The organism is Pseudofrankia saprophytica, assembly GCF_000235425.2.
Lineage (GTDB): Bacteria > Actinomycetota > Actinomycetes > Frankiales > Frankiaceae > Pseudofrankia > Pseudofrankia saprophytica.
This window is the reverse complement of the sequence record NZ_KI912266.1, coordinates 8080092-8088181: the sequence shown is the minus strand read 5'-3', so window position 1 is coordinate 8088181 and position 8090 is coordinate 8080092. Positions and strand designations below refer to the sequence as shown.

Genomic DNA, 8090 nt, shown 5'->3' with positions numbered 1-8090 from the left:
GCCCGGGCCGCGAGGCTCGCCGCGCTCGCGGGCGGCGCGGGCGTGATCCGGCCTGCGACGCTGTCGGTCTGGGGGCTGACGGTCCGGTTCGGCGCCGTCACCGCCGTGGACGACGTGAGCCTGCGGGTCACGCCCGGCCAGATCGTCGGCCTGATCGGCCCGAACGGCGCCGGCAAGACCACCGTGATCGACGCGATCACCGGCTACACCCCGGCCAGGGCCCGGCAGCTGACACTCGGCGAGCACCGGCTCGACCGGCTGCCCGCGCACCGCCGGGCGCGGCGCGGCGTCCAGCGCTCGTTCCAGAACCTCGAGCTCTTCGAGGACCTGACCGTGTTGGAGAACATCGAGGCCGCGAGCGACCCGCGCGACCTGCGCGCCTACCTGACGAACCTGGTCTGGCCGCGCACGAGCGTGCTGCCGCCGGCGGCGCGCGCCGCCATCGAGGCCTTCGGGCTGGCCGACGACCTCCTGCGGACCGTCACCGAGCTGCCCTACGGCCGGCGCCGGCTGCTCGCGATCGCGCGGGCGGTCGCCGCCCGCCCGTCGGTGCTGCTGCTCGACGAGCCCTGCGCCGGGCTGGACGAGCACGAGAGCGCCGAGGTGGCCGCCCTGCTGCGCCGCCTCGCCGACGAGTGGGGCCTGGGCATCCTGCTGAACGAGCACGACATGGACGTCGTCATGTCCGTCTGCGACCGGGTCGTCGTCCTCGACGCCGGCCGGACCATCGCCGAGGGCACCCCCGCGCAGGTCCGTGAGGACCCGATGGTGCAGCTGGCCTACCTCGGGGAGAAGGTCACCGTCCCGCGCAGCCGGCGGGCTCCCGCCCAGCGGGAGCCGGCCGCGCGGCCCAGCGAGTCCGGCCTGGCCGGCGAGCCGGTGGCGCCGGGGGCCGCCCGATGAGCGCGAAGGCAGGGGTGGTCAGGCAGCTGGCCGGGCGTGGCCGCCGTGCGCGGCCGATGCTTGTCCGGCCTCCGGTGCTCGCGGCACACGGGCTGTCCGCCGGCTACGGCGGGGCGCCCGTCGTCCGCGGGCTCGACATCCAGGTGCGTGCCGGCGAGGTCGTCGTCCTGCTCGGGCCGAACGGGGCGGGGAAGACCACGACGCTGCTCACCCTCGCCGGGGCGCTCACGCCGCAGGCGGGCGAGGTGCACTGGGCGGGCAGCGCGACCACCGCGCCGCTGCACCGGCGTGCCCGCTCCGGGCTGAGCCTCGTCCCCGAGGACCGTTCGGTGATCATGAGCCTGACCGTGCGCGAGAACCTGCGCGTCGGCCGCTGCGACCCGGCGCTGGCGCTCGCGACGTTCCCCGAGCTGGAGGAGCACCTCGACCGCAAGGCCGGGCTGCTCTCCGGCGGCCAGCAGCAGATGGTGACGCTCGCCAGGGCGCTGGCCCGCCGGCCGACCGCGCTGCTCGCCGACGAGCTGTCGCTCGGGCTCGCCCCCCAGATCGTCACCCGGCTGTTGACCGCGGTGCGCGCCGCCGCCGACGAGGGCCTCGCGGTGCTGCTCGTCGAGCAGCACGTCCGCAGCGCGCTGACGATCGCCGACCACGTCCACGTCCTGCGGCACGGCCGGCTCGCCTGGTCCGGCACCGCGACGGAGGCCGAGGCCAACCGCGACGCCGTCGCCAGCGCCTACCTCCCGCTGGCCTGACCGGACGTCGGCCTCAGCTGGCGTCCGGGCCTGCTCCGAGTGGTTGTGTCAGTGTCAAGAAGTGGCCGATGGGAAGGCGACACCGCGCGGGATGGCCGGGCATGAGGAACGCTTCGCCGTCGCCGCGGCACTGGTCGCCGAGGCGGCGCGGTTCGCCGGGCTTGGCTGGATGCGGGCGACCTCCGGGAACCTGTCCGTCGTGCTCGGCCGGGAACCACTGCGGCTCGCCGTCACCGGCTCCGGCGGAGACAAGGGCGAGCTGACCGTGCTCGACATCGTCGAGGTGGACGGTCACGGCCGTCTGCTCGTGGCCACCGGTGACGGCACGGCCACCCCGTCCGGCGGCGTCATCGCGGCTGGCGTCCGGGTGCGCCCGTCCGCCGAGGCGGCACTGCATGCCCGGCTCGCCGCCACGACCGGGGCGGGGGCGGTGGTGCACCTGCACACCCTCGCGTGCGTGCGCGCGGCGGCCCGCCACCCGGGCGGAGTGGAGCTTGCCGGCCTGGAGATGCTCAAGGCGCTGGGCAGGCCGGCCGATGGCGCGGCCACCCGGCTGCCGGTCGTCCCGAACAGCCAGGACATGGCCGTGCTCGCCGACGCGGCCCTGGCCGCTCTCGAGCCGGGAGTGCCGGCACTCCTCGTCGCCGGCCACGGCATGTACGCCTGGGGCGACGACCTGCGCGCCGCCCGCCGCCACGCCGAGGCCGTCGACTGGCTCTGCGCTCTGGTCTCCAACACCTGACAGGGAACGCTGTCCGGACACCGGACACCGGACACCGGACACCGGGGCGGCGGGCGCTGGGGCTGCGGCGGCTCTTTCGACAGGTGCCGGACGGGGTGATCAGACGCGTGGCGTCGGTGTCAGCGCTGGGCGCGCAGGCCGGCGATGACGAGGTCGAGGCCGGCGAGGAACTGCTCGTCCTCCTTGTGGGCGGCCAGCACGGGCAGCACGCGTCGGAACGACGGGTAGGCGTCGTGGTCGAGTGACGCGAAGAAGGCGGTCGCCTGGTCGAGTGCCTCCCGCTGGACCTGCTCGTTGTCGGCGGTGTACGAGTGCCAGGTGGCGTCCTGCACGCCGGTGCCGATCACGTACGTGAATATCGCCGACAGCCCGTAGAACACCGCCCGCTCGTCGAAGCCGGCGTCGAGGAGCAGCATCGCGCCACGGTCCCAGTGGCGCAGCGTGTTGGGGCCTCGCTCGACGGAGGCGATGGCCAGGCGGGCCGCCCAGGGGTGGCGCCTGAGCACGCGCCACAGGTCGATGAACCCGTCGCGCAGGCGTTCCTCCCACGGCCGGTGCGGCTCGGCGTCGAAGCCGGCCTCGATCTCGCCGACCACGTGGTCGAACGCGAGGTTGAGCAGCACGTCCTTGTTGTCGACGTGCCAGTAGAGCGTGGCGACCCCGACCTCCAGATCGGCTGCCAGACGGCGGAAGGTCAGCGCGTCGGGGCCGTCCGCGTCGAGGATCGCGATCGCCATCTCCACGACGCGGTCGCGGTGCAACGGCGGGCGTTTCGCGGGCTTGAAGGAGTGGCCGTAGTCGTGCGGCCGGGTGGACCGCTTGGGCATGGGAACCGTCCGGGTTATTGACGCTCGAACACTGTTCGGGTCATCGTAGTCCCCATGACCGCATCGAACAGCGTTCTAGAAGTCGAACCTCGTACGGGCAGGCCGCCCGCGACCTCGCTGCGCGCGGGCTGGCCCGTGCTCGCCGCGCTGATGCTCGCCACCCTCGCCGTGACCGTGGACAACACCGTCCTGAACGTCGCGCTCCCCTCCATCTCCACCGACCTGAACGCCGGCACGAGCCAGCTGCAGTGGATCGTCAACGCCTACAGCCTGTTGTTCGGCGGCCTGCTGCTGACCGGTGGCAGCCTCGCCGACCGCCTCGGCCGCCGCCGGGTGCTGCTCGGCGGCCTCGCCGCCTTCGCCGCCGCCTCGGCGCTCGTGCTCGTCGTCCACTCCGGGCCCGAGCTGATCGCCCTGCGCGCCCTCTCCGGCGTGGCCGCCGCGTTCCTCCTGCCGAGCACGGTCGCGCTCATGTACCGCGCCTTCGAGGGGCCAGCGCGGGCCACCGCGATCGGCATCGCGGGTTCGGTCGCGGCTCTGGGGTTCGTCATCGGCCCACTGCTGGGCGGCGCGCTGCTGGAGTTCTTCTCCTGGCAGTCGGTGTTCCTCGTCAACGTGCCGATCGCGGCACTCGCGCTGCTGCTGGTGCGCGCCGTCATCCCGCCCGACGCCGAACGGTCGGGCGGTCCCGCGGACCTGCCCGGCGCCGTCCTGTCGGTGCTCGCGATGCTCGGCCTGGTCGCCGCGCTGGTCGACGGGCCCGACCACGGCTGGGGCTCCCCGCTCGTCGTCGGCCCCGCGCTCGGCGCGCTCGTCACCGGCGTCGTGTTCGTGTGGTGGGAGCTGCGCGCGGCGCACCCGATGCTCGACGTGCGGCTGATCGGGCGTCGCGCGGTCGCGGGCCCCGGCGCGGCGCAGGGAGCGCTCATGTTCGCGGCGAGCGGCTCGCTGTTCCTCATCACGCAGCACCTGCAGATCCTCAAGGGCTACTCGCCGATCGAGGCCGGGGTGAGCTCGGCGCCGATCGCGATCGGCCTCATCGGCGCCGGACCGCTGTTCACGTGGAGCGCGCGCCGCCTGGGCGCCGCGGGCACCGCCGCGTTGGGCCTGCTCATCGCCGCCGCGGCGATGGCCTGCCTCGGTCTCGGGATCCGCCACGGTTACTTGCCGCTGGCCGGTGGCCTGCTCGCGCTCGGCGCCGGGGTGCGCCTGGGGATCACGGTGGCGGCGCTGGCGGTGCTCGACGGGCTGCCCGCCGAGGCGGCCGGGACGGGCGCGGCGCTCGGCGACACCTTCCAGGAGATCGGCGGGGCGCTGGGTGTGGCGCTGCTCGGCTCGATCTACAACGTGATCTACCAGTCCGACCTGCCGTCGGCGGCGCCCGCGGCCGCGCGCGACTCGCTGCGGGGCGCCCTGAGCCTGCACGACGCGGCCCTCTCGGCCGCCGCACGCCACGCGTTCACCTCCGGCGCGCAGATCGCCCTGCTGGCCTGCGCCGGGATCCTCGCGGCGGTCGCCGTCGTCGCGCGCCTCACCGTGTCACGTGACCTCGACCTGACCGAGGCGACCTGATGGAGGCGATCCGCCCGCCTCGGGTTCGACACCCCACCGACGGGCCACCACCCAACGACCGCTACCCGCGCCTACACCGACCCGCCGGACGCAACCGCCGCCGGTCGGGGCGAGAGCCCGCGACCGTGCCCCCGTTCCACCTCGGCCGGAGGGAGCCTGCGCTGTTCGGCCCGGGTGTCGCCGGAGGCGACCATCCGCAGGGCGGTCACGGCGATGCTGGGCACCGGGCTGCGCACGGCCGCGTAGGCGTGGCGGACCGCCCCCAGCGGGGCCGGGTCGTCGTCGAACCCGACGACCGCCACGTCGTCGCCGAGGCGCAGCCCCCGCTCGCGGCACACCTCGACGACCGCGGTGGCCAGGCCGTCGTGCGCGGCGAAGATCGCCTCCGGCGGTCCGTCGGCCTCGAACGAGGCGTCGAGTGCCGCGGCCGCGGCCGCCACCCCGAGCCGGGAGCGCACGAGCCGGCCCGGCTCGCCGAGCTCGGCCTGGTGGGAGAGGTAGGCCTCGGTCCGTTCCCGTACGCACGGCAGGTCGTCCGGGCCCGCGACCAGCGTGATGCGCCGCCGGCCGAGCCTGGACAGGTGCGTGAGCGCGGCTCGTGACGCGCGTGGGTTGTCGACGTCGGCCGCCGCGACGTCCGGCGAGCAGGCCCCGAGGGTGACCGTGCGGCGCAGCACCTGCCGCGGCAACACGGCCAGTGCCTCGCGGCTCGGGTTGATGACGATGAGGCCGGCGAGGGCGCGGTCGGCGGCCAGCTCCCGCAGCCCGGCGCCGTCCCCGTGCTCCAACCTCCGCAGGAAGACCCCAAGACCGGCCGTGCCTGCGGCCTCGGCGGCGGCGTAGGCGACGGTGCCGAAGAACCGGTCCTCCTCCGGGCACCAGGGGTGCGAGATCGCCACGATGGCGACCCGGTCGCCTCGCCCGCCGGCCAGCGCGCGGGCGGCGGGGCTCGGCACGAAGCCCAGCTCGTCCGCCGCGGCGAGCACCCGGTTCCTGGTCGCCGGGATCACGTGGGTGCTGCCATTGAGGACGCGGGAGACGGTCGCGCGCGACACCCCGGCGAGAGCCGCGACGTCCTCGATGGTGCGCCGCCGTCGCGTCCCGTCGGCGCGTGCCGCGCCGTCATGTGCCGAGTGGTCGATGACGTGGGAGGCGGCGCCGCCAGGCCGCCCTTCCGGAGGACGCGCGTCCGCCGTCCGCTCGGTAAGGCTCATGACCGCCAGTGTCGGACGATCGCCCTGGCCGCTTCAACGCCTTCCCATCAACCAGACCGACGCGTATCCATCAGGCGGGGGAGGTCAGATGGGGGAGACGGTGGGCGGGCGGGGGCCGTGTTCCGTGATGAGGGCGCTGACCAGACTCGCGGGGGTGACGTCGAAGGCCGGGTTGTGGGCGCGGGCGCCCGGCGGGGCGACACGGCGGGCGGACCAGGCCAGGACCTCGTCGTCGGCGCGCCGCTCGATCGGGATCAGAGATCCGCTCGGCAGGTCCTCGTCCACCGTCGACGCCGAGGCGGCGACGACGAACGGGATGCCGGCGTGCGCGCAGGCCAGCGCCACCCCGAGGGTGCCGACCTTGTTCGCGACGTCGCCGTTCGCCGCGATGCGGTCCGCGCCGACGATGGCGACGTCGACGAGGCCGCCGACGATCGTGCCGGCCGCCGCGCCGTCCACCTGCACCCGGTGGTCGATGCCGGCCTGGGCCAGCTCCCAGGCGGTGAGCCGGCTGCCCTGCAGCAACGGCCGGGTCTCGTCGACGTAGACCAGCTCGACCCGGCCGCGGGCGTGCAGCTCGCGGATGATTCCGAGGGCGGTGCCCCAGGCGGCGGTGGCCAGCGCGCCGGTGTTGCAGTGGGTGAGGACGCGTAGTGGGCGGTCGCCGAGCCGGGCGAGGATCCAGTCGGCGCCGTGCCGGCCGATCGCCCGGTTCGCCCGCTCGTCCGCCTCGGCGAGCGCGTGCCCCACCGCCACGACGGCGTCGAGCCCATCGTCGACGACGGCATAGGCGGCGTCGACACCGAGCGCGAGCGCGAGCGCCGTCGGCCGGGCGGCGCGCAACCGGCCGACCGCGGCGGTGAACGTGGAGCCGTCCCAGCCCTCGCGCGCCGCCTGCACGATCGCGAGGGCGACGCCGTACGCACCGGCGATCCCGAGCGCGGGCGCGCCGCGGACGGCGAGCCGGCGGATGGCGGCCACCAGGTCGTCGACCCGGTGGATGTCGACGTCCGCGAGCTGGTCCGGCAGCAGGGTCTGGTCCAGCAGGCGGACGGACGTGCCCGTCCACACCACCGGGCGCGGGCTCGACGGTGGAGGCGATGGCAGCGACGGCGAGGATGACGGCCGCGGCTGCGGCCGCGCCGCCGCCGAGGGCACGGGGGACGGCGGTGGCCATCGGTGCGGTTGCCGGGGGGCTGGCCGCGGCGGAGGCCAGCTCGAGCCAGCCAGCGGGGCGGACCCGCTCTGGTCTGGGTCCGGCGGCTCCGACATGCCGGCACTATGCGGATCGTGCCCGGCCCTGGTCAAGCGGGTGGCGCCGATGCCACGGTGTTGTCACCGGGACGTCATGATGGCGCCCGCGTCTTGACTCGGGTTTTCCGCCGGTCGGACGATCGGCGGGTTCCGTCCGTGGGACGGCGGCTCGGACCGAGGAGGCACGGATGACGGCTCTGACGACCTGGCCGGCGGACGACCCGGCGACGGTGGCCCTGGCGACCACCAACCCGGCGCTGATCGGCTCCTTCCTTGGCGGGCTCGGCTTCCGGTTCGAGCGCTGGCCGCTGGTGCCCGGCCTGGCGTCCACCGCGCCGGCCGAGGACGTCCTCGCGGCCTACCGTGACCCGATCGAGCGGGTCGTCCAGACCGAGGGCTTCGTCCAGATCGACGTGGTCGCGCTGCACCCGACGGGCGCCCCGAGCTTCGCGGCGACGGCGGCGGTGGCCAGGGCGAAGTTCCTCGCCGAGCACACCCACGCCGACGACGAGGTCCGCTTCTTCGCCGCCGGCCGCGGCGTCTTCTACCTGCACACCCGCGACGCCTCCCGGGGTGAGGAGGTGCACGCCGTGCTGTGCGAGGCCGGCGATCTGCTGTTCGTGCCCGCCGGGACCACCCACTGGTTCGACATGGGGACGGCGCCCTCGTTCACCGCGGTCCGGTTCTTCCGCGACCCCGACGGCTGGGTGGGCGACTTCACCGGCAGCGACATCGCCGCCCGCTTCCCCGACTTCGACACGCTCGCGCGCGTCGGCGCGCCGCGCGCCGGAGCATGACGGCTGGCCCCGGCCGCCGGCCGTCCGAC

At 75.2% G+C, this 8090-nt stretch carries 8 protein-coding genes; 5 read left to right on the top strand and 3 right to left on the bottom strand.

The features are described from left to right. The 3 genes from FRCN3DRAFT_RS47580 to FRCN3DRAFT_RS0234120 form a co-directional block, all read left to right on the top strand. The coding region (locus FRCN3DRAFT_RS47580; RefSeq protein ID WP_007520248.1) for an ABC transporter ATP-binding protein at positions 1-903 on the top strand (903 nt) is incomplete at its 5' end. 56 nt (positions 904-959) lie between these two features. Beyond that, positions 960-1655, top strand: coding sequence for an ABC transporter ATP-binding protein (locus FRCN3DRAFT_RS0234125; RefSeq protein ID WP_035930737.1), 696 nt, complete (start codon positions 960-962; stop codon positions 1653-1655). Positions 1656-1716: 61 nt separating this feature from the next. Then, the gene (locus FRCN3DRAFT_RS0234120) at positions 1717-2397 is read left to right on the top strand and encodes a class II aldolase/adducin family protein (protein ID WP_232794236.1); all 681 of its coding nucleotides are present in this window, start codon (positions 1717-1719) and stop codon (positions 2395-2397) included. Between the two features lie 119 nt (positions 2398-2516). Here the strand turns inward: FRCN3DRAFT_RS0234120 and FRCN3DRAFT_RS47575 are convergent, their stop codons facing one another. Then, positions 2517-3224 (bottom strand): TetR/AcrR family transcriptional regulator C-terminal domain-containing protein, encoded by a 708-nt coding sequence (locus FRCN3DRAFT_RS47575; RefSeq protein WP_007520253.1) that lies wholly within the window; start codon positions 3222-3224, stop codon positions 2517-2519. Between the two features lie 54 nt (positions 3225-3278). Between FRCN3DRAFT_RS47575 and FRCN3DRAFT_RS47570 the strand changes: the two genes are divergently transcribed. Continuing rightward, positions 3279-4796: an MFS transporter gene (locus FRCN3DRAFT_RS47570; protein ID WP_007520255.1), complete on the top strand. Its 1518-nt coding sequence runs from the start codon at positions 3279-3281 to the stop codon at positions 4794-4796. Between the two features lie 71 nt (positions 4797-4867). Here the strand turns inward: FRCN3DRAFT_RS47570 and FRCN3DRAFT_RS47565 are convergent, their stop codons facing one another. Together FRCN3DRAFT_RS47565 and mtnA are read right to left on the bottom strand one after the other, a co-directional pair. After that, positions 4868-6010, bottom strand: coding sequence for a LacI family DNA-binding transcriptional regulator (locus FRCN3DRAFT_RS47565; RefSeq protein ID WP_007520257.1), 1143 nt, complete (start codon positions 6008-6010; stop codon positions 4868-4870). 84 nt (positions 6011-6094) lie between these two features. Continuing rightward, complete coding sequence (gene mtnA / locus FRCN3DRAFT_RS0234100; protein WP_007520259.1) at positions 6095-7084, bottom strand: S-methyl-5-thioribose-1-phosphate isomerase; 990 nt, start codon at positions 7082-7084, stop codon at positions 6095-6097. Between the two features lie 368 nt (positions 7085-7452). Here mtnA and FRCN3DRAFT_RS0234090 point away from each other — a divergent pair, with 368 nt between their 5' ends. Continuing rightward, on the top strand, positions 7453-8061 hold the full coding sequence (locus FRCN3DRAFT_RS0234090) for a 1,2-dihydroxy-3-keto-5-methylthiopentene dioxygenase (RefSeq protein ID WP_007520260.1): 609 nt from the start codon (positions 7453-7455) through the stop codon (positions 8059-8061). Positions 8062-8090 lie beyond the last annotated feature (29 nt).